We start from the raw sequence: 24,819 nt of genomic DNA on the forward strand, positions 1-24,819 counted from the left end.
TGGTTGTTTAGATCGTTTCCACGCCCGCTTCTGCGAGCATTTGGGCAGTCAACACAAACATCGCGTGCGACCAAGTGAGCGGCACTACCCATGCTGGCTCCCCGGTCGCTTTATCCACTTGCTCCGGCAAAAGATCTAGCGCTGTGGCATGCTCTACCGCCCAAGTGAAATGTTTTTTGGCTTCGCTCAAACGGCCCTGCAAGATGCGATATTGCGCCAGCCACAGAGTGGTCAAGATCCACGGGTTCCCCCCGATATACGTATCATCTTCATAACGGCGAATCCCACCCACTTCTGGGGCGGTGCATGTCTGTTCGATCGCATCCGCCGTAGCGACCATCCGCGGATCTTCGGGATCAAACACCTGGAAGGGAACAGACAAACCGATCAAGCTGATATCCTTCACATCATCTTGCGCCAACTGGCGGCGAACATAACCCTTGTCATCCGTCACGGTGGCGACTGGTTTTCCTTGAGCCACTGCTTCCTCATACTCCGCTTCGCTCACAGATAGCTTGATCCCACGCAGAAACGTTTGCGTCCGTTCATCAATGGTGTTCTGTTCCATCCCCCTCTTAATGCTGTCAGCCGCCTTAAGCCAAGCATCAGCCAAGGAGGCGTAACCCAACTCTCGCGCAATGGCAGCCGCACCAGTCAAGCCGCCGAACACAGCTGCCGCCGAATAGGTGTGCTCCGCTTCACGCTCTTCCCAAAGATCCTTGCTGGGAAGGGGCAACCCTGTCTCTTCATCTAAGAAGCTGAGCAAAAAGGTAACCCCTTTTTCCACAGCCGGCCACATTTCTTCCAGGAAAGCCCGGTCACCGGTCACAAGAAAATGTTGATGCATTCCCCATAAGATCGAACCACCTTCATCAATCTGCAATCCCCACGACGGAGCCAAGCGACCATCATGATAGTGGCGCTGTTGCCAAGAACCGTCCGGATCCTGCGCAAGCACCGCCCAACGGTAAAATGCCCGGGATAGCGAAGTTAATCCTGCTCGGTCAAACGCCGTAGTGATGTATGCTGCATCGCGCCCCCAACAGTATGCATAACCGCCGCAGCGGGTAAAGGCCTCATCAAACTCCGGCGCCGCAATCACGCACCCTGTCTTCTGGTCAGACATCAACTTAAATACGAGCAACGATCGCTCATAGATCGCTTGCACCCGTTCATTCGCCAAGGCTAACGGTTTGGCCTCCTGCAAGTATGCGCGCCAATATGCTTCCGTCCGGGCCAACCATTCGTCGGCAGCTACCTGCTTGGCCTCCTGCATGTTGGCCATCGCCTCATGCACAGTCGAGCCAGCAGCCAAGTAGAGCGGCAACAACTGCGTTTCTCCCGGAGCCAAGGTCATTCGAAAAGACAAAGCCCCGTGCGGCACCATGCCAATCGCATCACCCGGCAGATAGCCTGCGGACGCATGATGAAATGCATCTCCGATCGCATAGCCTGCGCAATCGTTTGCACCAGACAGCGCAAAAGCATACTGGTGGCGGAAATAAAGCAATCCGTCGATCTGCCGCTCAAACGCTACGGTGTTGTACAAAGGATGCTCGGCGATCTGTAGAGAAGCGTACACGAAAAACGAAAGGGACAAGGGCTCTTTTCCTGTATTGGTCAACGTGACATGACGTACGAGCAAATCTTTATCCGGCACCGCGAAGTCGGTGGTCACCACCATCAAAGGAACATCTCGTCCTGTCGCCTGCGTGCGCAGGATGTTGGTTCCTGGCAAATAGGTTTGCTCATGACTCCACGCTTGTTCATTCTCCAGCCAGCTCGTCGCTGACTGCATTCCGTCCACCAATACCCCCATTTTCATGGTTTCCACATGTTGTGGCATATCCACATGCGGCCACCACAACCGATGCATTTCGCCGCGGGCGTCCAAAGCGGCCAACATGGAAGAATTACCGATCACAGCATCGTTGAGATAAGGTTTACGGGTGATGGGCGATCTGTTCATGGATGATGCTCCTTTCGATCCAATCGAGATGAGATTTTGGTTGCCGGCGGAGCGGCATGCGAGGATCATCTCTCCCCGATACGCCCCGCCATCCTTGCGGCGAATGAGGCACAACGTTGGCACCGACGGCTTGCATCGGCAAAAATCAAAGCGCATCGTCAGCGTGGGGTAAAAATCTGACCGATTGGCGGATCACCAACCGATGCGGCACGGTTACATTTGGTTCAGGCACTTTTTCCCCTTGCAATATCCGGATCAAGTGGCGCGCTGTCTGATAGCCCAGATGGTAGATACCGATATCTACTGTGGTCATCGGTGGATTGCTCAATTCCGACAACACGATGTTGTTAAAGCCGACAACAGACACATCCTCAGGAATCTGATAACCGGCTCCCACCAATTCACGAATCATGCCAAAGGCGACCACATCATCCGACACCACAAACGCAGTGGGTCGGTCAGGCGCGTTCATCACCATGGAGACAGCGTGAAATCCGTTTTTGGGCAAAATGTCTGATGCAATCACCCATTCGTCCCTAAGTGGCAATTTCGCCTGGGATAACGCTTTTTGATAACCAGCCAAGCGGTCGCCCGACACGACCAACTCCGGCGGGCCGCTGACAAACCCGATGCGACGGTGCCCCTGGTTGATCAAATGAAACGTCGCATCAAAAGCCGCGGCGATGTTATCATTGTTCACCGCCGGCACGTCAGGATGCTCAAGAGAGCGCCCCAACACCACAAACGGAAAGTCCAACGCGAGCAATTTTTCTATTACGGGGTCCGCTTTGCGGGGTTTGATCAGGATCATCCCATCCACCTGACGCCCCAACACCATGCGGGTAACCGTTTCCATTTCTTCTTTCGGATTATTGGCCGAAGACATCAACAAGTCATATTGTTTTTGATTCGCGCAAGCCAGCATGCCCCGCAACACTTCAGAGAAAAAGGGGTTGGCAAACAGCTCTTCGGCCGAACGCGGCAACACGAGCCCCAACGTTTTGGTGCTTTTGGAGACCAGCTTCTTCGCTGTCATGTTGGGATGGTAGCCGAGCGTTTCCATCGCTTGCCGCACTTTTTCGGCGGTGGCCTTGCTGATGCGCGGATGATTAGAAATGACGCGGGAAACAGTAGAAGGGGATACCCCCGCCAACCGCGCCACATCTTTAATGGTTACAGAAGGCATCGCTTTCTCTCCAAATTTGTGCAAACGTTTGTATATCCTATCCTAGCGGAAAGACCGAAAATTGTAAACCTCCCCTTTTTCAAAGCACAAAAACATTGTGATTCCGATTAAAATAACACATTTCTCACAAGATATCGTTAATATAACGAAGAAATATACAGAAAACAGACGATATTCAAAGATAATCTCTATATATCGCATTTCATGGCTGATTTTAGCTATATTTAATCGCGTGCAAACGCTTTCCAACTCCCTCTTTTTGGTGTAGGATTAGTCATACAGGAGAACCGCCTCAACACGTCTTTTTGCGAAAACGTTTGCACTAATGTTGAAATGTTGGGCAGCCATTATTATCGATCCTCTTTTACCCTTGTACCCTGCCTTCATCAAGCAAACGGCATGGGCTGAGTAACCTCCCGGACATTTCAACAGTACATCCACAGAAAGGGGCTAACAGGTACATGAAAAAATTTTTGCGCACCTTTGCTTCCGTCGCGCTCGCGGGTTCGTTACTGGTCGGTTGTAGCCCTTCTGCCACCGAACAGTCATCCGGACCGGTCACCATCACTTTCTGGAACACGATGAATACAGAAGAGACAGAAACATTGAAAGAAATTATCGCCAATTTTGAAAAAGAGCACAAAGACATTAAAGTCAAAATGGAAAACGTGCCATTCGCCGAAGGGCAGAACAAATTTAAAACCGCAGCCCAAGCGGGCAAAGGCCCTGACGTCCTTCGTTCTGAAATCGCTTGGACACCGGAATTCGCGGCATTGGGCCTGCTGGAACCCCTCGATAATTATTTCAAAGACCAAGACGACTTTTTGGATAATGCCCTCAAATACAGCAAGTGGAATGGAAAAACCTGGAGCGTACCCCAAGTGACCGATGCGCTCGGCCTGCTCTACAACAAAAAGCTGCTGGCTGAAAAAGGATTTAAGGAACCACCCAAAACCATGGACGAATTTTACCAAGTGGCTAAAGCCTTATCCGACCCGGCCAAAGACAAGTGGGGATTCTATTACCGCCAGTCGGACGCTTACTGGTTTCAACCCTTCATGTGGGCCTTTGGCGGTGGGTTAATCACGGAGAATAAGGAAATTCAAGTCAACAACGCCGGATCGGTCAAAGGATTGGAATTTTTGCTCAAACTGCGGGATGACAAAGTGATGCCCGACGAGTTTAGCGCGGCCAACGATTACAACAACCTGCAACAAGCGTTCAAAACCGGGCGCGCTGCAATGGTCTTCCAAGGTCCTTGGGCCACGTCAGATCTCTTGCAAGGTGAGCAATTCAAAGATCCAAACAACCTGGGCATCGCCCCGATCCCAGCCGGCCCGGAAGGCAAAACCGGATCTCCGGTCGGAGGGAACGGCTTCGTCATCTATGCCGGTTCCAAACACAAAGAAGCTTCCTACAAATTTATCGCTTACTTGACCAATGCGGAAAACCAAGCCAAGTTCGCCTCCAAAAACGGACTGATCCCGACCCGCAAATCAGCGTTTGAGCTGAAAGAAGTGAAGGAAAATCGCTTGGTCAACGACTGGCGCCCCGTCCTCGACAAAGCGACCAACCGCCCAGTCATCCCGGAAGGCGGCCAGATCTACACCACATTTAATCCGGAAATCCAAGCTGCCTTCAAAAAAGAAAAAACACCAAAACAAGCGTTGGATGCAGTGGCCGAATCTTGGAAAAAGTTGCTTAATAAATAATCTTCCGCCCGCATTCATTCCGCTGGCGGGCCCTAGGGAAGAGGAGCGGACAGCCCTCTTCCCTCTTCACACTCTTTGCGCAAAAGCGCCAATGATGGAAGGAGGCGGGCTAAAGTGAGTACCCGTAATAATGCGTGGATTGCATATGTCTTCTTAGCACCTGTGTTTATCGTCATGACCTTGCTCGTTTTTATTCCGCTGGCACAAGGCATCTCGTACAGCTTTACCAACATGAACCAATACAACATGGGCAACCAATTTCTGCCGCCAAGCTATGAATGGATCGGCTTAAAAAACTACAGCGACCTCTTCGGCACTATCTTCCAACCCAAATCCGTCTTCCGTGACGTTTTGGTACAAACAGCGATCTGGACTTTCGTCAACGTGTTTTTCCACTTCACCTTGGGCTTGTTCCTGGCTTTGCTGCTCAACCGCAAAATCAAAGGCAGGGGCATCTACCGGATGTTGCTCATGGTTCCTTGGGCAGTGCCTTCCTTTGTTGGCGCTTTCGCTTGGCAATGGATGTACAACGACAAATACGGCCTGTTTAATTTAGTATTGAAAAACCTGGGCCTCCCTGCCGTCCCCTGGTTAGGAGACAGCTTCTGGGCGATGTTTTCGGCCATTTTGGTCAATGTTTGGATCGGCATTCCGTTCATGATGGTCACCCTCTTGGGCGGCTTGCAGAGCATCCCGGAGTCGCTCTATGAGGCAGCACGCATCGATGGCGCCACCTGGTGGCAACAGCTGAAAAACATCACGTTGCCCCTGCTGAAACCCGTTGCCACTACAGCCACCACACTTGGGATCATCTGGACATTCAACATGTTTAACATCATTTATCTGATTACGGGCGGCGGTCCGGTTCACTCCACCGAAATCTTGGTGACCTACGCGTACCGAGAAGCGTTCCGCAATTGGAATTTGGGAGTCGCTTCAACTTACGGGGTTGTGATCCTGAGCGTGCTCATCGTCTTCACGCTCTTTTATCGACGAGTGTTAAAAGCCAATGCCAACGAGGGGGTGTATTACTGAGATGCGCCAATCAAACGGATGGGTACACCTGATTTTGATTATTTCCTGCTTTCTCGCCGTCTTTCCGGTTCTCTGGATCTTGGCGACCAGTTTCAAACCGGAAGCGGAGGTCTTTTCCAGCTCGATTCAATGGATTCCCGAAACCTTTACCTTGGACAACTACAAGACGGTCTTAACCCGTTCGGATGGCATCTTCCTAACCTGGTTTAAGAATAGCGTCCTGATCGCCCTGTTTACCACCTTGGTCGGCTTGGTCTTGTCGACGACGGCGGCTTACGCCATTTCGCGCTATAAATTCCGCGGGCGAAGCAGCGTGGAACTCAGCGTGTTGATTACGCAGATGTTCCCTGGCGCGCTACTGATCATCCCGCTCTATCTGATCATCAACAAATTGGGTTTGCTAAACAGTTACTTTGGTATTATCTTGGCTTACTCCACGGTTTCAGTGCCTTTTTGCATCATGAACTTGAAAAGCTTTTTCGACACCATCCCTTATGAGCTGGAAGAAGCAGCTCGAGTAGACGGGCTGTCCCACTTGGGTACCTTTGTGCGGATCGTCCTGCCGCTCTCCTTGCCCGGTCTGGCTGTGACGGCATTTTATTCCTTCATCACCGCCTGGAATGAATTTTTGATCGCCATCACCTTAATGAATGAAGAAACGATGTACACCTTGCCGATTGGCTTGCAACAGTTTGTCAATCAATTCAACACCGACTACCACCTGATGGCGGCCGCCGCAATCCTAATCACGTTGCCGGTCTTGTGCTTCTTCCTGTTTGCGCAACGCTACTTGATCTCCGGTATGACTGCCGGTGGCACCAAAGGATGATTTTCAGCCCAAGGCAAGACCTGCTAACGAAGAGTTGAATGGTAAATCCAGCCTTCCTAAAACCCCAACCATTGGGGTTCTTTTTTTCGTCCTTCCTTCTTCTCAGATATAGCCAAGCACCAACAAACGCCCCCAGAATAGAATAATCATAAATCCATGGGAGGTGCCTATCATGACTCAAAATCAGCCCTATGCACATGAATATGAAGAGCAGCATGCGCCTTATGCGTTTGAGGAGGATTTGATGACGCACAACGCTTGGCCGACACCCGATGCCCAGACGCAACAATTTTACCCGTTCTTCTTCCCCTTTCCGTTTCCGCGTCCCTTTCCGTTTTTCATCGCTCCTTTCTATCCATATCGGAGACCTTATCGAAGATATAGATATTGGTAAGATCGACCCCATACAAAAACCACCCCAAGCCTGGCAACCAGGCATCTGAGGTGGTTTTTCGGTATGGTCAAGATACGACCAAGAACAAGATCAACGCCAGCACGATGCGGTAAATAGCAAACGGCACCAGCTTGATTTTGTTAATCAGCTTCAGGAAGTAACGGATTGACAGAAGGGCAAAGATAAAGGCACTTGCAAAGCCGACGATGAAAAACGGCAATGCATCCATTGTGAAGTGCTCCCAGTTTTTGAGCAAGGATACGGTGCTAGCACCCAACATGATCGGTACAGCCATGATGAAGGTGAAGTCCGAGGCCGCACGGTGGCTCAAGCCCATCAACACCCCACCGGAAATGGTCGATCCAGAACGGGAAAAGCCCGGCCACAACACGGCAACGCATTGGAACAACCCGATCCCAATCGCATGCTTGTATGTAATCTGATCCACCGTCTCCACTTTGGGTCGAGCCGGACGGAACCAGTCTGCGGCAATCATCAAAATAGCGCCGCCGATCAAGGAGTAGATAACCAGATTAACAGTAAAGAATTCCTCAATTTTATCTTCAAACAACAGCCCCAAGATGCCAGCCGGCAACAGACCGACAATCACTTGGGTCAATTTGAGGCGGCTGCCTTCTCCATCCTTCTTCTTGCCCAGTCCCAGCAAGTCGATAAAGCGGTCTTTCATCACGACGACCACAGCCAGAACCGAACCCAACTGGATACAGACTTTGAATGTTACCGCCACGTCATGTCCAAATATCTCTTTCGATTTCAACCACAGATCATCGACAATAATCATGTGTCCCGTGGACGAAACCGGGGCAAACTCTGTCAATCCTTCAACAAGCCCCAAGATGATGGCTACAATAATGTCCCACAAGTTCAATTCCTCACCTTTCCTGACACGATGTGTGTGCATTATTCTGTTTCAATTTAAACCTATTCTGATTATAACAGTGTTGTACGAAGGAAGTTGGTTCAATTTATTGAACCTATAGAGACAAACTTACGATCTAAATCGAGTGGATGCAGCAGTCGCAGGAAGGCGCGAAAAACCCAAGAACGACAGGCACTTGACTTTACCGGAGGTTGTTGGTAACACACGCTACTCATCAACGGCTTGATTCTTATGTATGCTGATTATGCCGTATTAATGAACACATTCTGTCTCACCTTCCCCACAAAAAATGCGAACCTGTGAATCCATCGGCGTGTAAAGCCATTTTCGACGACGAATCATCGCGCCAGCGAAAGCGCCTGGCGCACATTGCCATTTGCTCGCTCCAGCAACCTGACTGCCCTTTCGTATGTAGTTTCCGCCTTGATCATGACAATCGCCGTTTTCACTTCATGACGTGCTTGCTCCAATGATTCTTCCGCCCGCTCACGGGAAACACCGGTCACGGTGCGAATGATTTCGATGGCCCGCTCCTTCAGTTTGCGGTTGCTGATGCTCACATCCACCATTAAGTTTTCGTATACTTTGCCCAGCTTTACCATGGTGGCGGTGGAAATCATATTGAGAACCATCTTCTGAGCCGTTCCCGCCTTCATCCGGGTGGAGCCGGTCAACACCTCCGGCCCCACAACCACTTCAATTGCCTGATCGGCCTCCTGACTGATACGAGCCCGCTCATTGCAGGAAAGAGCGACCGTACGAGCACCCATGCGGCGGGCATACTTCAGCGCGCCGATCACATACGGCGTACGTCCGCTGGCAGCAATCCCCACCACTGTATCCCGATGGGTGAGGCCGATTTCACGCAAATCCCGCTCGCCCCATTCCTCATTGTCTTCGGCCCCTTCCACCGCTTGGACAAAGGCTTTTTCACCGCCTGCCATCAATCCCAGCACCGTTTCAGGACTCGTGCTAAACGTAGGCGGGCATTCCACTGCATCCAAGACACCCAACCGCCCGCTGGTTCCGGCTCCCACATAGATCAGCCGCCCGCCCAGGCTCAACGACTTCACTGCATACTCCACAGCTACTTGGACATCGGGCAACACCTTTTGAACCGCCAACGCCACTTTTTGATCTTCTTCATTAATGATGCGCAAAATCTCCAACGTGTCGGCGGAATCCAACCGCATAGACTTTTCATTCCGCGACTCTGTCGTCAACGTGCTTAACCGCTCATTGATTTGCTTCAATCTCATCCACCCTCCCATGCGTAATCCGTTCCCATCTCATCCCACATCCTCACAAGGCGCGGTCTAACAGATCCATGAGATGTACCGCTTCCACCTTTCCGGTTAGCCCCGCCCGGATGATACCCTGCCTCATCTGTAACAAACACCCGGGATTGGAAGTTGCAATGAAGTGCGCATCCGTTTTCTTCACCGCTTCCATTTTTGCATCCAATATCTCCATCGATTGGGCAAAATGCGTGATGTTATAAATGCCCGCCGATCCGCAACACTGATCCGCCTGTTCCAACTCCACCACTTCCACTCCGGGAATGAGGTTAAGCAATTGGCGCGGTTGGCCACGCACCCCCTGACCATGGGCAAGGTGACAAGAATCTTGGTAAGTGACCCGCGCGCTAAGCTCTTTAGTGAAAGAAAGCGGTGGCAATGACGCCAACCATTCGCTGGCATCCCGCACCTTGTCCGCAAACGCTTTGGCACGCTTTTGCCAACCCGGATCATCCTCAAACCAATGAGGATACTCCTTGAGCGCCGCCCCGCAACCGCCGGCGCTGTTGACGATGAAGTCTACTTGGCTTTGTTCAAACGCTTCAATATTCCGCTTCGCCAACTCCACCGCCCACGCCTTCTCCCCAGCATGAGCATGGAGCGCCCCGCAACAAGTCTGGCCGCTGACAAACACCACCTCACACCCAGCCTTAGCCAACAAACGCGCTGTCGCTTGATTGGTCTCAAAAAACAAGACATCCATCACGCATCCGGTAAAATAACCAACGGTATACAAGCTCTCCCCTTCCGCCCGCATCCGTCGTTGGCGCTTACTGCGAATAAATGGTGAGGCCACCGGTTCCACCGCCTGTTGCATTTCCGCCAGTGCCCGTGGCAACACCCGGGCCAAACCGGTGCGCGTAGCCAGTTTTTGCAATCCCAGCGTTTGTACCGTCCACAACACCGTACCCAAGGCGTTCATCCGGTTTGGGTGGGGAAAAAGGTGTTCAAACACCAACCTCCGCAACAAGGAGGACTTGGCCGTCTTTTTGTTCTGATCTTCCACCACCTCACGCGCCGTTTCGAGCAAACTGCCATAAGAGACGCCCGCTGGACAAGCTGTCTCACAGGCGCGGCAACCCAGGCAAGCGTACATGTTTTTGGCAAACTCTGCATCAGTTGGCAATTGAGCTTGCGCTACCCCTTTCATTAAAGCAATCCGTCCGCGAGGGCTGTGCGATTCCAAACCCGTCTGCCGATACGTTGGGCAAGCGGGCAGGCAAAAGCCGCATTGCATGCAGTTCATGATTTCATCCAATTTGATTTTTCCCGTAGCTGCAGGCATCGCCTTATCCTGGCCGACTGCCGGATCACACGCTTTATCCGTTTGGTTCATTGTTTGATCACCACCCGACGGCGGTCACTGTTGGCAAACATTTTGCCCGGATTCATGATGTGATTGGGATCAAACGCTTCTTTGATCGCTTTCATCAAGGCGATGCCCCCTTCTCCCACTTGCAATGGCAGATAATCCCGTTTCGCCAGCCCAATCCCATGTTCGCCAGAGATCGTCCCGCCCAATCGCAGCGCAGCCAGGAAGATTTCCTCAAAGGCCTGTTCCACACGTGCCAGCTCTTCTTTGTTCCGTTCATCCGTCAGACAAGTGGGATGCAAGTTGCCATCCCCAGCATGGCCAAACGTGCAAATCTGCACATCATATTTTTCCGCGATCCGCTCAATCTCTGCAACCATCTCCGCCAAACGGGAACGGGGCACCGTGGCATCCTCCAGGATGGTGGTAGGCCGCAAACGGGACAATGCCGACAAAGCTGTGCGCCGGGCCGCCAGCAGGTTGGCACCCTCTTCAGGCGTCTGGGCCACCCGTACTTGCACCGCCCCTTCTTCCTTGGCGATTTCTGCGATCCGCTCTATATCTCGCTCTACCCATTCTTCCGGACCATCCTGCTCGATGAGCAACATCGCCTTCATTTCCGTCGGCAAACCCAGCTTCGCAAATTCATCCACTACCTGCATCGTGGCCTGATCGAGAAACTCCATCGTCGCCGGGATGATTTTGGCAGCGATCACCCGCTCGACCGTCCGCGCGGCGTCGCCTAGGCTGGCGTAATAAGCTGCCATGGTCCGTTTCGCTTCCGGCAATGGAAGCAATTTGAGCGTTAACTGTGTGATGACGGCCAAGGTACCCTCCGATCCGGCCAATAGGCGCGTCATATCATATCCGGCCACATCTTTGACGTTTTTACCGCCAGAGCGCAACACTTCGCCCGACGGCAAAACATATTCCAACCCCATCAGGTAGTCCTTGGTGACCCCATATTTTAATCCTCTCATCCCTCCCGCGCACTGAGCCACATTTCCACCCACCGTGGAGATGCGCATACTGCCCGGATCAGGCGGATAAAACAAGCCTTCCGCTTCCACCGCCTGGTGGAGATCAGCCGTCACCACACCCGGTTCCACCGTCACTGTCAGATTCTCGCGATCAATCTCCACGATCCGGTTAAACCGTTGCATATTCAGCACAATCCCTCCCGCCGTCGGAACCGTGCCCGCCGCCAAGTTGGTACCCGAACCGCGCGTCGTGACAGGGATCCGGTGTTCATTGGCGATCTTCAGGATGTTCGATACCTCTTCAGTGGTTTGCGGCATAATCACCGCGTCCGGCATCGCCTGGAAAATCGGTGTGGCATCATATGAGTAAACAAATCTTTCATTCAAGCTGTCCAAAAACCGCTCTTCACCAACGACCGCAACCAAGCGCCGCTTTACATCCGGAGCCAGCTTCCCTTCAAGTCTGTCCGCATTCATCCCAAACCCCTCCTCGCGCATAAAATGAGATGGATTGCTTCCTCACCCTAAGTTATTCCTCTGCCCCCGCGCAAACTCCTGGAACGAAGATGCGCCGGCGCCCGAAGCACTTGAGCCCCTGTTGGCCATGCCCCCTTGAAAACAAGCTGTCACACCCAAGTCAACCTAAAAAATTTTTATTTAACATGCCATTTCATATAAAATAAATATTATATCTATTCGGTCTATCTATCCCTTTGGTTTTAATAACACCCACCACAACGCCCGGAAACGAGCCCTGTCTAACTTAACCAAGTGGAGGTGCCAACGATGATGCAAGCTCTGATCCATGGCGCGCTTCTCGCCTTTGGCCTCATTTTACCCTTGGGCGCGCAAAATGTGTTCGTATTCAACCAAGGTGCTACCCAAACGCATTTTCGTCAGGCCTTACCCGTCATCTTGACGGCGTCGTTGTGCGATACCTTGCTCATCACCTTGGCGGTATTGGGTGTCTCCGTTCTCATCCTTACAGTCAGCTGGTTGCAAATCGTTTTATTCTCGATCGGCATCCTGTTCTTACTCTACATGGGTTGGTCCATCTGGCAGGCAGAAACAGGCCCGGCAGAGAGACATGCAGAGCAGATGTCGACCAAGCAACAGATTTCCTTTGCCGCTTCTGTATCCTTATTAAATCCCCATGCGATCTTGGACACGATCGGGGTGATCGGCACCAGTTCCATCCAATATCAAGGAATGGAAAAATGGGCTTTTAGCCTCGCCTGTATCTCCGTTTCCTGGCTGTGGTTTTTCGGATTGGGCCTGTGTGGAAGGTGGGTTGGCCAACTGGATGCGTCAGGCAGGGCGCTCGGCTTCATCAACAAGATTTCCGCCTTGATCATTTGGGGCGTAGCTGCCTATATGATCCTTCACCTCGCCAACTCAAATTGGTGACAAAGCAAAGCGCCAATCCGTGGATTGGCGCTTTAACTTCACCCTTTAACTACAAGTGGGAGCCACTTGCCCATCTGAACCGGTGTAAACATACGTATCGGAAACATAGCCCGTGCCAATGTAATCCCACAAGTTACTGGTGCCATATGTTCCCGTCACGGTCTCTCCCCGTTTTTGGCACTTGATCGTAACTTTTTGCCCATCAGCCACAGATCCAACAATGGCATAACTGGTTCCCGGGCCGGAACGCACATTGACCGAAGCGCCGCTGGTCGTGTTCACCGTGCCAGTGACTCCGCCAGAGCTACAACTGTTCTTGCTGGTGTAATTTTTGGTGCCAAAGTATAAGATTTGCGACCCGTTCCACACAATTTTTTGCGGGGACCCGTTCAGGCGCTGTTCATAGTGCAAGTGCGGCCCCGTTGATCCCCCCGTTGAACCGACCGTTCCGATTTTTTGTCCTTTTGACACCGATTGTCCAACACTGACGCTGAACGAGTTGAGATGCGCGTACAGGGTCGTCCATCCGCTTCCGTGATCAATCACCACGTACTTGCCGTAACTGGTCGATCCCAAATCGCGCACGGTGGTCACCTTGCCCGCGGCAGACGCGACAACCGGGTCGCCCAAGTCATTGGCCCGATTCAAATCAACCGAGTTCTGAGGATTATGATTGGTACGCGTCTGTCCTTCCCAAACTTGGCCACAAGGGAACGGCATTTGAAAAGCTGGAGCGGCGAGAGCGCTTTGCGGAAAAAATGTAACAACAACCGACAATAGCAGGGTCAACAATGAAAAACGCACGATGTGGTTCATCACAGCATCTCCTCCAAACGATGTTTGCCAAACCCACTTTCCCTGGTCGGGAAAGGATTTGTCATTCTTGCTGTTCGCGAAATGCCCTAAACAATTGTGTCCTTTTTCGCCACCATTTGCTCTCCTGTTACGAATAAACCGTCCCTACTTTTCTTTTGCCTCATCTCCTCCTTTGTTGGCACAAGATAAAGAGAAAACGCATATATAATTATTCAAAAGAAACATAATTTCCTCTATTGAAACACGAAAAAATCGAATTAAATTTGTGAATTTTTCTACCATCCTCATTTGACATAGCTAAATGTAACTGTTATGATTACATTTACCCGAGGAGGATGGCTGCATTGAACAGTGAATTTCACATCGCCGTACACAGTCTGGTCTTTTTGGCCTATCTGCCCTCGCGCATGGCATCCAGTGAATTGCTCGCTTCCAATATTTGCACCAATCCCGTGCGGATCAGGAAAGTGATGAACCTGTTAAAATCAGCTGGCTTGGTTGACGTGCAAAAAGGAACAGGCGGCGGATACATTTTGCGTGGCAATCCCCGCCAGATCACATTGGGATCGATCTACCGCCTGACATCCGCAGGCTCTCTGGTCTCTGACTGGCGCTCCGGCGACCCGACCATGGATTGCATCGTTGCCTCGCAAATCGGCCAAGTGATGAGTCACATTTTCGAAGGCGCAGAGGAGCAATTTGAACGCCATTTGGATCAGTACACCATCCAGGACCTACTCAACCAAATGCAAATGAATAAAAGAAAGTAGGGGGCGTGTCTAGGTAGCACATATTCCACTTTTCCATGTGATTACTTGGTTTGCCAGACACGCTCTGGACCCCTCATTTACTTTGCAATCATTTGTGGGTTTGCGGCTCTTTGTTTCGGGTAAAGTGTAACTGATATAGTTACAATTAAACTAAAAGGGAAGTGACACCTGATGTCCGTAATCAACATTAATGATGCTACGTTTGAACAAACTTTGAAAAGCGCCCCCTTGGTGCTCGTCGACTTCTGGGCTCCGTGGTGCGGCCCATGCAGAGCTTTGGCCCCGATCTTGGATGAATTGGCGGCCGAATTACAAGGCCAAGTCGTCATCGCCAAGCTGAATGTAGATGAAAATCCGCAAACAGCTGCCAACTTCGGCATTAGAAGCATTCCGGCCCTGAAACTGTTCAAAAATGGCACCGAAGTAGATTCACGTGTCGGTTTGCAACCGCTGAAAGAGCTGAAAAATCTGATTCTCCAACATCAATAACATCCCTTTCAAGACCGGCAACACCTCCCCGATCAGGCTGTTGCCGGTCTTTTCGCTATGTTGTAGCACCAGTATATAAAACCAATTCTTTTTTTATAGTAAAAATACCGATTCAAAATGGTATAATAACAGTAAATACCTAGGAATCTCATCACGCTTTCCCATTTCGCATCGCACTATCACCCATGCTAGTTTTCTTTGCCTATCACGTTGAAGGAGGGAGCGCGCATGGTCCGCCCACAATTGTCCAAATGTTCAAAATGCGGCAAAGACGAGTGCGAGTGCTGACTGGGTAACCTTCTAAAAAGCCAAACGACAGCCCAACAGGGGCTGTCGTTTGCTATTGTATCTATCGTATATCATGAACACCCACTTGGATTATTTAGCGATAAATTGCTGAGTCCAATAGCATCCGTAAGAACCGCCTTTGACATATCCGACACCAATATGCGTGTAATCCGGATTCAAGATGTTGGCGCGGTGTCCATCGGAATTCATCCAGCTCTCCATCACTTTCTCGGCGGTGGTTTGCCCGGCAGCGATATTTTCTCCCGCCATCCGGTATTTCACTCCAAACTGCTTCAACATATCAAACGGCGAACCGTAAGTGGGCGAATCATGGCTGAAGTAATTATTTTCTTTCATGTCTTCTGATTTTTTCCGAGCGACGCGAGATACGCTTTCGCTGATCTCCAATTTGTGCAATCCCCGTTGTTGCCGCTCTTTGTTAACCAGTGCAACAACTTCTTTTTCAATTTCCAACATCGCGGACTGGGATTTGTCAGGGATGGATTGGTTTGACTTGTCATCAGCTTGATTCGTTGTTCGATTATTTGTACTCTTCTCCCGGTCAGTACTTTCTTCTCTCTTTTCCTGTTTGGACGAAGATGGTGCGGATGGCTTGGCTTCTTCTTTTATCTCTGGTTTTGTTTGCTTCTCAACTGGTTCACTTGGTTTCTCCGCTTTTTCCGGGGAAGGCGGTTCCTCCATGGCCACTGTCACATCATTGGTTTCCGCTACCGGCTCAGCTTCTGGAACCGGCTTGGCAACGGACTTGGTCTCTGTCTCGGTTGACTTCGCTTCTGGCGCACAGCCTGTTAGCGCAACTAACACAGCTAAACCCAGAGCGGACATGGCTAGGCGCATCATTGACCTCCTAAAGCAAAATATTCTTATATGAATGAGTATAGCTCAAACAACAAAGTGACAACGATGTGAAATGTGCAATTTCATTGAAAGATGGAAAACCAAATCAAGGCGATTCCATGTTGACATCCATGCATCGCAAAAGAGCTACTCTGAACCTCGCCAACCTCTCCCACTCTCTTGTTAAAAAAACAGCACAGGTCCAATCTCGACTCTGTGCTGGCTGGGCTGTACCAAACGCCCTCATGATTGCTTCCGCTCTTCAATTTGACGCAACAACATCTGCGCCTTGAAATAATACAAATTTCGCCGCACTTGCCCCGCATCCGGGTTTTCCGAAGACTCCCCCACGTTTGGGTCAATTTGTTTCAATTGGTGACAAATCAAATTCAAGGCGATCTTTTGCCGTTGGAGGGTGAGCCACTTTGGCTTCTCCCCTTCTTGGTTTAACTTGGCTTCAATCCGCTCCAACTCCCGATTCACTTGCTGCAAAAAAAGGTCCTCACCGATAATCATCATGTGTCTCCCTTGCGATGTTTTTGTCCTATATATATTAACCTTTTATTGATGCAAAGTGAATGCGAAAAAAGACCGGATCTAATATCCCTTAGGGCACCAAGCGATTGCGGTGGGCGTAGATAGCCGCTTGGGTGCGGTCTTCCACTTCCAGCTTAGAAAAAATGTGGGTGACGTGGGTTTTCACCGTTTTCACGGTGATGTGGAGCAAATCGGCAATCTCTTGGTTCGTCTTCCCTTCTGCAATCAAGCGGAGCACCTCTATTTCCCGAGCAGTCAGGGACTCATGCGGTTTGCTTTCTTCCGCGCGCCGCATTTTGGACAGCATCTTGCCAGTCACTTTGGCCTCCAAGACCGGTTCCCCCTTCATCGCCGCCCTCACCGCCTCGGCGATTTCATGCGCCTTGGATGTTTTTAACAAATAACTAAAAGCACCAGCCTCAAGCACAGGATACAACTTGTCATCATCAATAAAGCTGGTCAGGACAATAATCTTCGGATTCTCCATCACGCGGCAGATCTCCTTGGTAGCCTCGATTCCATCCATCACATCCATGACCAGATCCATCAAAATAACATCTGGCTGGGTCTCTTGTGCCAACCGAACGGCCTCAAGGCCATTGGCTGCTTCCGCGACAATCGTGATGTCCGGCATGACCGACAAATAGGAAGCCAAACCCATCCGCACCATCTCATGGTCATCCACGATCATGACTCGAATCACGCTTTCTCCCCCTCTCCATCAACCACAATGGGCACTTTCACTTCGATTTGCGTCCCTTTGCCCGGCACGGAAATTACTTCAGCGATGCCCCCGATTTCACTGGCTCGCTCCTGAATAGACTGCAAACCATAAGAAGAGGCCTTCACTTTGGACATATCGAAGCCTACGCCGTTGTCAATCATCCGCAAATGGACATGGCGTCCCCGGAACACCAAACGCACAGTGACTGACGTCGCTTGTGCGTGGCGAAACACATTGGACAGCCCTTCTTGCACAATCCGAAACAAATGATCCTCTACTCCTTTGGGCAAACGAGGCAAATCCCCTACTTCCCAATGCAACGAAGCGGAATGCTTGGCGCCAAACTCCTCAAGCAATTCCGCCAAACCCTCTTTCAGCCCTTTACCCTCCAGCGTTACCGGGCGCAATTGCAACAACAGCGCGCGCATCTCATTTTGGGCGATCCCGGCCATTTTCTCAATCATCGCAATTTGCTTGCCTACTGAATTCTCCGCTTCAGGCAAGGTTTCTTTCATCGCCGAAGCCATCAATGAGATGGCAAACAGCTGTTGACTGACAGCGTCATGCAACTCCCGTGCCAGCCTTTGCCGCTCTTCGGAGATAACCGCTTGTTTCTGAGCTTCTACCCATTCTGCTTTCTCCGTAGATAATTTTTGCAATGAGGCGACTTGCTTTTCAATCCGTTCTGCCATCTGATTCAACCGGGTTCCCACCAAGCCGATTTCATCCTCTCCAAGATCGGGCAGGCGATAGGAGAAATTACCTCGCTCAAAGCGCAGAATGGCCTCAATCAAGCGGGACAATCTCCGTTTGATCGCATACCCGTAGAGAAAGCCGGCACAAGCACCCCCAAGCAGAACCAAAGCAAACGCCACCAACAAAACAGGCACTTTCGACAATTTGGTTGTCCACAGTGTCTCCCAACTTAAGCGATAGGCATTGAGAAACACGGTCAGCAACAAGAAAGCCAAAACGGCGCAAACCCAGATGGTATACTGTGTCATGCGCCAGTGAATGTTGGTCGGACGGTTTCCGTTCATAATTGCCTCACGCCCACGTCCCCTACCAACAGGGAAATGCTTATTTTCACTTTCCGCCTGGCTTGCTCATACCCTTTGGTCTCCAACATGATTTGGCGGTTAACGCCCCCTTGGTGGTGGCCTAGGATATCCAGATAACCGGCGCTAACGGTCGCGGCAACAGACACATCGAGGTCATCCGGGACATAAATGTCCACATCACCGATAAGTCCGCTGATCACAATCGCACTTTCCCCTTCGGGAATGATCGCTTTTGACAAATCCAATTTGATATCGTTAACCATAGCGGACCGATTGAGATCAACCAAGTCATAACGCAGATTCATCAAGTGCAGGGTCCCCGCCATTGCATTGGGGGAGCCGGATTTCTTTACGATCAAATCTGCTGGCGGCACATGGGCACCTCCATCTATTTCCGGCGTCTTCTCTTGGCTACGGCCAGTGAACAGGCGGTAGCCGAAAAAGACCAGCAGGATGGAGAAGGCAATCCATCCCCACTCCACTTCAGCAAGGTGACTGATAAATACAATCGCGGATAAAAGCAAAAAGCCATAACCCCATTTGCGGCGGTGATTGCGCAATAAAATAACCCCGATAATAAATAAAGCCAATGAACCAACAAAAGACCAATCAGTCAACCCCCATAAAATCAAGGCCCCAGCACCTAAGATAATCCATCCCGCCAACCTGTTTTGAAACAGGCGCACAATGCTCCCCCCTTCATTCCCACATGGCCGGGTGCTCAATACACACGGATCTTGCCGCTCAGATTCTCCTGCATAATGGCATGCCTCCCCTATTCGTTGGTCGTCCTTCCATCCAATTTATTTTCAGGGATCATATCCTTCTATTATGGACGAAGAGCCCCGGCATTGAAAACAGGGCAACGGTCAATCCCGGATCATGCGCCATCCCCAATACAAGCATGCCGCGCCAAAGCAAAAGCCGATTAAAAAGGGGACCCCGGGCAAAAACAGAAGAATACCGAAAAGAAAAGTAAACAGTCCCACCCGTTTTTCCTCCGTCGATTCCGCTCTTTTCATCAAGCTGACGCCAATAACGATCACGGCCCCAGCAAGCAAAGAGCCCGCTATGCCATCGGGGATGCCATTTATGAACGCCAGCGCCCCAAGAATCATAAAAAACAAGCCAGCCTGCTTTTTTTTGTCCCGCTTCATCTTTCCCCACCTTTATCAATTATGTTCCCATTGGCCTAAGACCTCTTCTCGGTACAACGACTCTAAAACCACCTCATGCCCGAGCCCTGACCAGGCAATCCAACAGCCAACGCACAAAAGACTCCGGATTCGGACGGAGTCTTTTGTGCGCATGCCCTCTTGTCCTTATGAACTCCCTTCAGCCGGATTCAGAGCGATCTGTGCGGCGGATGACGGTTCCGGAATCAGCTTCGCCTTCGTGGGATTCTCACCAGCTAGCTCCTGTGTCTTCATCTCCATTTCCGCAATGCGCTCTTCAATGCGCTGGAACTCTTTCAGTAAGGTGTCAGAAGTGGTGAAATGAAGCATGGCTTGAACGCGCTGATTCGCTTTAGCCATCTCAGCGCGGGCCACCAATTCATTTTTCTTGTCTTTCAGATCAAGATATTTTTTCTCCAGTTGGCTCACTCGATGCCGCAAGGCTTCTGTCTGCGTGGTAGATTTTTGCTCATATCCTTCGTATTCTTTCACTTTTTCTAGATAGTATTCTTCTTCCGCCAAGGCTCTGTTTGCCAACTCTTCTTCTCCCGCTTCTTTGGCGATTCTGGCTTGTTCTGCACGTTTTTCAGCCAGCTTGCTCGCATCACTTGCTTGCCGGCGGTATTTTTCAGTCAGCAACTGTTGTTTGGCAAGCATCGCTTTACCCGCGGAAATTTCCTTTTCAATGTTGCGCAGATGTCGTTTAAGCATTGCTTCTGGCTTGTCCGCATCATTGATGATTTCATGGTAAGTCGCCACCAAGTAATCCCAAATTCGTTGCCAAGACATAAGCCATTCCCCCTCATGATATTTGATTTCATACTATTGTTTGTTTTGTTTATCCATAAACGCACTCCAATCGGCATCAAAAGAAGTATCGTTTGTCGGCGTTCTTGGCGCGGTCACCTTCTCCAAAGAGATGGGTAGACCCCCGTTGAACACCTTCCATCCCAGATAAAAGAGCACTCCGCCAATCAATAAACCGACCACCGAGGGGAACCATCTGAATAACAATAGCGCAGCTGCCCCCATTACTAATACGGCTACTACCTTTTGCCCTTCAGTGGTTGCCCGTTTCCACCGTTTCAATCCGTATACCATGAGAGCACCCGTCAACAACAAGACGAGCAAGCCGCCAATGTCATCGAGGCAAATGGCGATCCCGATGAGTAACAACAACCCTCCAAACAATTTTTTCATCTGTTTCCCTCCCTTGCACCTGCTCGACTCCATCATACCGAAGCGTCCTTGTTCACAACACGACCCTGAGTGCTATTTTGGACTACGACTTGAGTCGGAGGGGCACTTGCGACCATAGCGCGATTCCCTCTCAATCCTTCTATGCACCATTTGCTTTGCCAAAACAAACCGGCTCTTTTTTATCACCAATAGAAACTGATATGATGGACATGCCATTTCATATCTCGATGAAGTAACCGATTGCTTAAACCTACATTGTTTATTCAGGAGGACGCTCATTTTCATATGAACAACGCGCTACATCATGCGGCAGAACAATTCATCCAGACTTGCCACCAGGAACTGGGCAAACCATCAACCGAAACACAGGCGAGACTGAAAGAAGTGAAACGGCACATTGACCAGTTCGGCTATTATGAGCACACAGACGAAGAACTGGTGCATGGCGCCAAGATGGCCTGGCGCAATGCCAATCGTTGCATCGGCCGCCTGTTCTGGAATCGCTTAAACGTGATCGACGCCCGTCATCTCCAAAAAGAGGCGGATGTGTTTCAAGCCTTGCTCAATCACATTGAAATAAGCACCAACGGTGGTGAAATCATCCCCACCATCACTATCTTCCAACCAGAGATGGCTCAAGTCGCCCCAGTGCGGATCTGGAACCATCAACTCATCCGCTATGCGGGATATGACACCCCCTCCGGCATCGTCGGGGACCCATCATCCCTGGCTTTCACTCGCGCTTGCCAATCCTTGGGTTGGCGCGGAGCTGGCACGCATTTCGACCCGTTGCCTCTCGTCGTCCAACTGAACGGGCAAACGCCGCGGTGGCTGCCGATACCGCAAGAACTCATCTTAGAAGTGCCGATCCTTCATCCGCACCATGACTTATTTGGCGGGTTGGAGGTCAAATGGTACGCCGTGCCAATCATCGCGGACATGCGTTTGGAAATCGGCGGGATCAACTACCCGGCAGCTCCGTTTAACGGCTGGTACATGGGCACAGAAATCGGAGCGCGAAATCTGGCAGATGAAACGCGTTACAACTTGCTTCCGCGCATCGCGGCCAACCTTGGTTTGGACACGCGTTCCAACGCCTCCTTATGGAAAGACCGGGCCTTGGTCGAGTTGAACATCGCCGTGTTGCACTCCTACAAACACCACGGGGTGACCATCGTAGATCACCACACAGCCGCCCAACAGTTTAAAACCTTTGAAAAAAACGAAGCAAAAGCTGAACGGGACTTGACCGGAGACTGGACTTGGCTGATCCCTCCCCTGTCGCCCGCGGCAACCCACATTTTCCACCAAACTTACGAAAACGCGATTGTGTCACCCAATTTTTTCTATCAACAGCCGCCTTATCACTAATAAGGCGGTTTAATCTTGTTATCTAAGAAAACCTTGAACCACACACGGGGCAGGTGTATGATCGAAAGTAAAATTTTAAATTTATATTCCAAAGCAGACGAACATGAGCACTTCCGTTCACAGTCCGTCATCTGCAAATGATCCGTTATTAAAAAACATAAAATCAATAAATAACAACAATAACTTCCCAACCATTCCAAAGCGTGTCTGATAAATAGACCAGCGGCTCCAAAACCTTATTTTCATTCGCTTCACACATTGCGAGGCACTCCTCAAGAAAAGGTTTCCTCCCCCCGCTTCTTCCTCACACATCTTGATTTGCCAGACACATCCTAGCAACACTCAATCAATTCATAATAAAAATAATGAATGTACATATAATTAAATTTTATATATAACTGATTCGACTAAATTTATTGAATATTTTATTGTCGGGTGATATATTGTACTTGTGAATTCAAATATCACGAAAAGAAGGGTGGATGCCAAACCATGGCCGTAACAACGGGTATTCCGACAAGAGAAGAAATGGAAAGCATTGCTAAGGAAGAAATGGAGAAGTTGTTTGAGACTGTTCCGATGACCAAAGAGTTTCACGCCGGACAAGCTATTGATCGGGAATATTACAAACGTCATCTGATGGAAACGATCATTCGGATCGGACTGAACAATGAAGTCGACTCCTATTGCTTGTACAAAATCGGCTACAGCGACAACAAACTAGCGCAACTCCTCTCCACTTACCTCGCGGAAGAATTCGGCCATGACAACCTGTTCCTATCCGACCTGGAGAAATTCGGCGTGACCAGGGAAGAAGTAAAAAACACTCCCCCGCTCTTTTCTACCCAATTGCTGATCGGCTACATGTACTATTCCATCGACAAAGACGGCCCCATGCCCACCATGGTGTGGAACTGGTTCGTCGAATGGTATTCCGACCAATATAACATGAACATCGCCAAAAAAGCCGCTGACGAATACGGCACAGAATATGTGAAGGGCTCCATGGCCCACCTGGGCGTGGATGAGCATGAAGATCACGTCGGGCTCATGTATCAAACCGTCGAGCGGGTGATGAAAACCCCAGAAGACGGCGAGAAAGCAAAAGATTATCTGCGTAAATTCATCCACCTCATCAGCATGTACTTCCAAGAGTTATATGACACAACGATTGGTCAAAACGCTTAAAGCAAACCCAAGGGAGAAAATGTTCTTCATTTTCTCCCTTCTATATAATCCCCACATATTGAAAGGATGAGAAAGGCAATGAACGTGGTAATATTAGAGCCTGTTTCTTCGGGATGGAAGCTGATTCCCAAAGCGAAAGAGTTGAACCACACCGTGATTGTTCTGACCTATGACCAAGGGGAACGGATCATTCCCGCCGAGTTTCTGCGGCTGGCCGACCGGATTGAGCGCGTTGACACAAACGACGACCAGGCAGTGATAGATCTAGCTCGGAAACTGGATAAAGAACTGGGTATCGATGCGGTTATACCCGGATTTGAGTATTATGTCCCCCTGAGTAACCGGATTAACCATTTGTTGGGCAACGCGGGATTAAAGCCTGAAGTGGTCAATCACGTGCGATACAAGGATTTGATGCGAACAGCCCTTGCCGATGCTGGAGTGCGTGTCCCTCGCTACCGCTTGGTGACTGACGCAGAGGAGCTCGAAGCAGCGGCGGCGTATGTCGGTTTCCCCCTGGTCGCCAAACCGGTTGACTGCTCGGGAAGCTTCAACGTGCGAAAAGCGAACAACCACTCGGAATTGGAAGAAGCTTACCGGCGCATCTCGGAAATGGCGGTTAACGATTTGGAACAGACAGCGCGGGGGGATGTGCTGCTTGAAGAATATTTGCAAGGGCCGGAATACAGTGTGGAAGGCTTGGTAGATGGGGAAATGATTCACTATTTCAGCATCACCGAAAAACTGCTGGGCCCGGAGCCTTACTTTGTGGAAGTGGGCCATATTGTCAGCGCCCCCTTGGACGCAGAAGCTGAAGAAACCATCCATCATTACGTAGGCCAAGTCATCAAAGCACTCGGCATCAACATGGGCCCATTCCATGCTGAAATCCGCCTGACATCAACAGGGCCCGTCTTGATCGAAATCGGGGTGCGCTTGGCTGGAGATTACATCTGCGATTTGATTTATCATGCCAAAGGAATCGACCTGTACAAGTTGATGATAGACAGTTACTTGGGCAGCCCTTTGTCATTGCCGGAGCAAACTTCCCAGCGGGTAGCGGGAGTCCGCTTCTTCGTTCGCGAAAATCTCAAACGCTATGACACGGTAGAAGGATTGGAGCAACTTCGCGCCCTTGACGGTCTCATTGACTGCAACCTCACCATCCCCACAGGTCAGGAGATTCCAGAAGCGAACAGTTTCATGGGCAGAATCGGATATTTTGCCGTGGTTGGTGACGACTATGATCGCCTGAAAGAAACTTTGTTGCAAGGCGACCGCCAAATCAAGTTTAAGCAGCTCACCAAAAAATAGGAGGA

Annotated in this window: 25 protein-coding genes and 1 pseudogene; 10 read left to right on the forward strand and 16 right to left on the reverse strand. The window is 50.4% G+C overall.

The features are described 5' to 3' along the window. Positions 1-7 precede the first annotated feature (7 nt). The gene (locus EDC32_RS07920; RefSeq protein ID WP_132221252.1) at positions 8-1,969 is read right to left on the reverse strand and encodes a glycoside hydrolase family 15 protein; all 1,962 of its coding nucleotides are present in this window, start codon (positions 1,967-1,969) and stop codon (positions 8-10) included. Positions 1,970-2,114: 145 nt separating this feature from the next. Further along, positions 2,115-3,155, reverse strand: coding sequence for a LacI family DNA-binding transcriptional regulator (locus EDC32_RS07925; RefSeq protein ID WP_132221254.1), 1,041 nt, complete (start codon positions 3,153-3,155; stop codon positions 2,115-2,117). Between the two features lie 461 nt (positions 3,156-3,616). Between EDC32_RS07925 and EDC32_RS07930 the strand changes: the two genes are divergently transcribed. The 4 genes from EDC32_RS07930 to EDC32_RS07945 all read left to right on the forward strand — a co-directional run bounded on the left by EDC32_RS07930 (position 3,617) and on the right by EDC32_RS07945 (position 7,125). Then, positions 3,617-4,867: an extracellular solute-binding protein gene (locus EDC32_RS07930; RefSeq protein ID WP_132221255.1), complete on the forward strand. Its 1,251-nt coding sequence runs from the start codon at positions 3,617-3,619 to the stop codon at positions 4,865-4,867. A gap of 114 nt (positions 4,868-4,981) precedes the next feature. After that, positions 4,982-5,902 (forward strand): carbohydrate ABC transporter permease, encoded by a 921-nt coding sequence (locus EDC32_RS07935; protein ID WP_246026894.1) that lies wholly within the window; start codon positions 4,982-4,984, stop codon positions 5,900-5,902. A gap of 1 nt (position 5,903) precedes the next feature. Beyond that, entirely contained in the window at positions 5,904-6,731 is an 828-nt protein-coding gene (locus tag EDC32_RS07940) for a carbohydrate ABC transporter permease (protein WP_132221257.1), read from the forward strand. A gap of 172 nt (positions 6,732-6,903) precedes the next feature. Next, a complete protein-coding gene (locus tag EDC32_RS07945) occupies positions 6,904-7,125 on the forward strand; it encodes a hypothetical protein (protein ID WP_022737127.1) in 222 nt (73 codons plus the stop codon). 67 nt (positions 7,126-7,192) lie between these two features. Here the strand turns inward: EDC32_RS07945 and EDC32_RS07950 are convergent, their stop codons facing one another. The 4 genes from EDC32_RS07950 to EDC32_RS07965 all read right to left on the reverse strand — a co-directional run bounded on the left by EDC32_RS07950 (position 7,193) and on the right by EDC32_RS07965 (position 12,093). Beyond that, complete coding sequence (locus EDC32_RS07950) at positions 7,193-8,047, reverse strand: undecaprenyl-diphosphate phosphatase (RefSeq protein ID WP_425460166.1); 855 nt, start codon at positions 8,045-8,047, stop codon at positions 7,193-7,195. A gap of 317 nt (positions 8,048-8,364) precedes the next feature. Further along, positions 8,365-9,285: an N-acetylmuramic acid 6-phosphate etherase gene (murQ, locus tag EDC32_RS07955; RefSeq protein WP_132221261.1), complete on the reverse strand. Its 921-nt coding sequence runs from the start codon at positions 9,283-9,285 to the stop codon at positions 8,365-8,367. Between the two features lie 43 nt (positions 9,286-9,328). Further along, entirely contained in the window at positions 9,329-10,609 is a 1,281-nt protein-coding gene (locus EDC32_RS07960) for a (Fe-S)-binding protein (protein ID WP_132222012.1), read from the reverse strand. Between the two features lie 47 nt (positions 10,610-10,656). Next, a complete protein-coding gene (locus EDC32_RS07965) occupies positions 10,657-12,093 on the reverse strand; it encodes an FAD-linked oxidase C-terminal domain-containing protein (RefSeq protein ID WP_054096224.1) in 1,437 nt (478 codons plus the stop codon). 309 nt (positions 12,094-12,402) lie between these two features. On the opposite strand from EDC32_RS07965, the gene EDC32_RS07970 reads away from it, so the two are divergent. Further along, positions 12,403-13,023, forward strand: a complete 621-nt coding sequence (locus tag EDC32_RS07970) for a LysE/ArgO family amino acid transporter (protein WP_132221263.1) — start codon at positions 12,403-12,405, stop codon at positions 13,021-13,023. A 45-nt stretch (positions 13,024-13,068) separates the two neighbouring features. Here the strand turns inward: EDC32_RS07970 and EDC32_RS16640 are convergent, their stop codons facing one another. Next, positions 13,069-13,305 carry an SH3 domain-containing protein gene (locus tag EDC32_RS16640; protein ID WP_246026914.1) on the reverse strand — a complete coding sequence of 79 codons (237 nt, stop codon included), beginning with the start codon at positions 13,303-13,305 and terminating at the stop codon, positions 13,069-13,071. A gap of 153 nt (positions 13,306-13,458) precedes the next feature. Beyond that, positions 13,459-13,839 (reverse strand): annotated as a pseudogene (locus tag EDC32_RS16645) (M23 family metallopeptidase); the annotation flags it as partial. A 344-nt stretch (positions 13,840-14,183) separates the two neighbouring features. Here EDC32_RS16645 and EDC32_RS07980 point away from each other — a divergent pair. After that, positions 14,184-14,609 carry an RrF2 family transcriptional regulator gene (locus EDC32_RS07980; protein WP_029071930.1) on the forward strand — a complete coding sequence of 142 codons (426 nt, stop codon included), beginning with the start codon at positions 14,184-14,186 and terminating at the stop codon, positions 14,607-14,609. Positions 14,610-14,780: 171 nt separating this feature from the next. Continuing rightward, positions 14,781-15,098, forward strand: coding sequence for a thioredoxin (gene trxA, locus EDC32_RS07985; protein WP_132221267.1), 318 nt, complete (start codon positions 14,781-14,783; stop codon positions 15,096-15,098). Between the two features lie 378 nt (positions 15,099-15,476). Here the strand turns inward: trxA and EDC32_RS07990 are convergent, their stop codons facing one another. The 8 genes from EDC32_RS07990 to EDC32_RS08025 all read right to left on the reverse strand — a co-directional run bounded on the left by EDC32_RS07990 (position 15,477) and on the right by EDC32_RS08025 (position 20,941). Beyond that, on the reverse strand, positions 15,477-16,244 hold the full coding sequence (locus tag EDC32_RS07990) for a CAP domain-containing protein (protein WP_246026895.1): 768 nt from the start codon (positions 16,242-16,244) through the stop codon (positions 15,477-15,479). A 243-nt stretch (positions 16,245-16,487) separates the two neighbouring features. Next, a complete protein-coding gene (locus EDC32_RS07995; RefSeq protein ID WP_022737137.1) occupies positions 16,488-16,760 on the reverse strand; it encodes a hypothetical protein in 273 nt (90 codons plus the stop codon). Positions 16,761-16,851: 91 nt separating this feature from the next. Continuing rightward, positions 16,852-17,484, reverse strand: a complete 633-nt coding sequence (locus tag EDC32_RS08000) for a response regulator transcription factor (RefSeq protein ID WP_022737138.1) — start codon at positions 17,482-17,484, stop codon at positions 16,852-16,854. After that, a complete protein-coding gene (locus tag EDC32_RS08005) occupies positions 17,481-18,545 on the reverse strand; it encodes a HAMP domain-containing sensor histidine kinase (protein ID WP_132221271.1) in 1,065 nt (354 codons plus the stop codon). Before EDC32_RS08005 ends, EDC32_RS08000 begins: the two co-directional genes overlap by 4 nt. Beyond that, on the reverse strand, positions 18,542-19,252 hold the full coding sequence (gene liaF / locus EDC32_RS08010; RefSeq protein WP_132221273.1) for a cell wall-active antibiotics response protein LiaF: 711 nt from the start codon (positions 19,250-19,252) through the stop codon (positions 18,542-18,544). Before liaF ends, EDC32_RS08005 begins: the two co-directional genes overlap by 4 nt. Before the next feature lie 183 nt (positions 19,253-19,435). Then, on the reverse strand, positions 19,436-19,723 hold the full coding sequence (locus tag EDC32_RS08015) for a hypothetical protein (protein ID WP_132221275.1): 288 nt from the start codon (positions 19,721-19,723) through the stop codon (positions 19,436-19,438). A 165-nt stretch (positions 19,724-19,888) separates the two neighbouring features. Next, positions 19,889-20,530, reverse strand: a complete 642-nt coding sequence (locus EDC32_RS08020) for a PspA/IM30 family protein (RefSeq protein ID WP_132221277.1) — start codon at positions 20,528-20,530, stop codon at positions 19,889-19,891. A gap of 33 nt (positions 20,531-20,563) precedes the next feature. After that, a complete protein-coding gene (locus tag EDC32_RS08025) occupies positions 20,564-20,941 on the reverse strand; it encodes a hypothetical protein (RefSeq protein WP_132221279.1) in 378 nt (125 codons plus the stop codon). A gap of 285 nt (positions 20,942-21,226) precedes the next feature. Between EDC32_RS08025 and EDC32_RS08030 the strand changes: the two genes are divergently transcribed. The 3 genes from EDC32_RS08030 (at position 21,227) to EDC32_RS08040 (ending at position 24,814) form a co-directional block, all read left to right on the forward strand. Further along, positions 21,227-22,312 carry a nitric oxide synthase oxygenase gene (locus EDC32_RS08030; RefSeq protein WP_132221281.1) on the forward strand — a complete coding sequence of 362 codons (1,086 nt, stop codon included), beginning with the start codon at positions 21,227-21,229 and terminating at the stop codon, positions 22,310-22,312. Positions 22,313-22,804: 492 nt separating this feature from the next. Continuing rightward, positions 22,805-23,500, forward strand: coding sequence for an iron-containing redox enzyme family protein (locus EDC32_RS08035; protein WP_022737145.1), 696 nt, complete (start codon positions 22,805-22,807; stop codon positions 23,498-23,500). Positions 23,501-23,578: 78 nt separating this feature from the next. Further along, complete coding sequence (locus EDC32_RS08040; RefSeq protein ID WP_158283286.1) at positions 23,579-24,814, forward strand: ATP-grasp domain-containing protein; 1,236 nt, start codon at positions 23,579-23,581, stop codon at positions 24,812-24,814. Positions 24,815-24,819: the final 5 nt, after the last annotated feature.

The organism is Laceyella sacchari (assembly GCF_004343255.1).
In the GTDB taxonomy this organism is placed as follows: domain Bacteria; phylum Bacillota; class Bacilli; order Thermoactinomycetales; family Thermoactinomycetaceae; genus Laceyella; species Laceyella sacchari.